This is a genomic window from Methylobacterium sp. WL18 (assembly GCF_008040015.1).
Classification (GTDB): Bacteria; Pseudomonadota; Alphaproteobacteria; order Rhizobiales; family Beijerinckiaceae; genus Methylobacterium; species Methylobacterium mesophilicum.
On sequence record NZ_VRVD01000784.1, the window covers coordinates 1 to 1,931 of the forward strand.

At 69.2% G+C, this 1,931-nt stretch carries 2 protein-coding genes and 1 pseudogene; 1 reads left to right on the forward strand and 2 read right to left on the reverse strand.

Annotation, left to right across the window (positions count from 1 at the left end):
- Window positions 1-540 (forward strand): annotated as a pseudogene (locus FV228_RS28240) (DSD1 family PLP-dependent enzyme); the annotation flags it as partial.
- Window positions 541-549: 9 nt separating this feature from the next.
- Here FV228_RS28240 and FV228_RS28245 read toward each other — a convergent pair.
- Both FV228_RS28245 and FV228_RS28250 read right to left on the reverse strand, forming a co-directional pair.
- Window positions 550-792 (reverse strand): hypothetical protein, encoded by a 243-nt coding sequence (locus tag FV228_RS28245; RefSeq protein ID WP_147857517.1) that lies wholly within the window; start codon window positions 790-792, stop codon window positions 550-552.
- Between the two features lie 535 nt (window positions 793-1,327).
- A partial coding sequence (locus FV228_RS28250) for a histone deacetylase (RefSeq protein ID WP_147857518.1) occupies window positions 1,328-1,931 on the reverse strand: 604 nt, incomplete at its 5' end.

Genomic DNA, 1,931 nt, shown 5'->3' on the forward strand with positions numbered 1-1,931 from the left:
GCGATCCTGCGCGGCGCCGGCCTGCCCTGCCCGGTGGTCAGCGTCGGCTCGACGCCGACCGCGCGCTACGCCGACAACCTCGACGGCATCACCGAGGTCCGGGCCGGCGTGTTCATGATCGGGGACCTGTTCCAGGCAGGCGTCGGCTCCTGCCGGATCGACGAGATCGCCCTGACCGTTTTGACCACCGTGATCGGCCAACAGCGGGAGAAGGGCTGGATCATCACGGATGCCGGCTGGATGGCGCTGTCCCGCGACCGCGGTACGGCGCGTCAGGCCGTCGATCAGGGCTACGGCATCGCCTGCGATCTGACGGGGCAGCCCTACCCGGACCTGATCGTGCGGGACGCGAACCAGGAACACGGGATCGTTGCCCTGCGGCCGGGCTCGTCGGCGCCCCTCCCCGACCTGCCGATCGGGGCCCGGCTTCGGATCCTGCCCAACCATGCCTGCGCCACCGGCGCCCAGCACGACCGTTACCATGTCGTCGCCGAAAGCCGACTGACCGGGGCGGTCTGGCCGCGCATCAACGGCTGGTGATGGCGGATCTTACCGCCCGTTCGAGACGGTCCGGACCGGACGGTCCGAATGATCCATCACCAGGCGGCAGCCGGCGCTGAGATTTGGCCGCTGCTGGCGCAGGCAAGCCGTGATCGCCGCCACGTTGGGGATCTGGGCGGCGCAGAGCCGCATGACGTCCGGGGTGCACGCCGCGCGGTCGGCGCGGGATTGTGCCAGCGCGGGCGCTGCGCCGGCGATCAGGGCGAGCAGAGCGAACGTGGCGGACTTCATCGAAACGTATCCTCAGACGGATGATGGAGCGGCTGTTAAAGCCGAGCCTCGAAGTGCGGCGTGAACGCCGCGACACACCGAAATATCCACCGCGCGACCGCCCTATTCTGTCGCAGCGCCGGGATTGCGCGGTGCCGAGCGGCACCTCGCCCGGACACCCTGCAAGGCGTCCGACGCGATCAGGGTCTTGTCACCGGCGTGATCGCCCCGGTCGCCACGGGCTCGATCTGAGACGCAGCGACGTTGGCCGGCGCCTTTTGCCGATCGAGCTTGTCCGCTGAGACGAGAGCCGCGGTGATCAAGGCCACCGCCGCTATCGTCGCCTTCAAGACCTCCCAGATTCGCGTAAGCATGGCTGAGTCCCAATGGCGTCACTGGATCTTCAGCATGTCTGCCTGGGGCGAAGCTGTTCAACACGCCCGCCCGGCGCCGTCTCATCGATCCGTGACTTCCGGATCTTCGACGGCGACCCTTCCCAAAACCTTTCCGGTCCACCGTTCCGCACTCATGCGCCGAGACCTGATGCATCCGGGCCTCACCTGGAAGCGGAGTCCGCCGCAGCCTCCGCGGCCATGGCCTCGAAGACCAGCGCATGCCGCAGCGCCAGCGCCTCGACATCGTACGTGTAGCCGCCGCCGATCACCGCCACGACCGGGATGGCGCGGGCGCGGGCCTGCGCGATGACGAACCGGTCCCGGGCCAACAGGCCTGCATCCGTCAGGCAAAGCCGCCCGAGACGGTCGTCGCGGTGCGGGTCGACCCCGGCATTGTAGAAGACCAGATCGGGCGCCAGCGCGTCGAGAAGCGGCGGCAGCCGGGCGCGCAGCACGTCGAGGTAGCCGCCGTCATCGAGACGGTCCGGTAGGCCGATATCGAGGTCGCCGGCGATCTTCTGAGTGGGATAGTTGTTCTCGCAGTGGATCGAGAGCGTGAACAGCTCCGGGCAGAGCGCCAGACAATCCGCGGTACCGTCGCCTTGGTGGACATCCAGATCGACCACCAGGACACGCCGCACTGCGCCCTCCGCCTGCAGCGTGCGGGCGGCGACCGCCACGTCGTTCAGCACGCAGAAGCCCGCACCCTGAAGCCGCCGCGCGTGATGGCTGCCGCCGGCCGCGCTCCCGGCCAGCCCCTCGGCC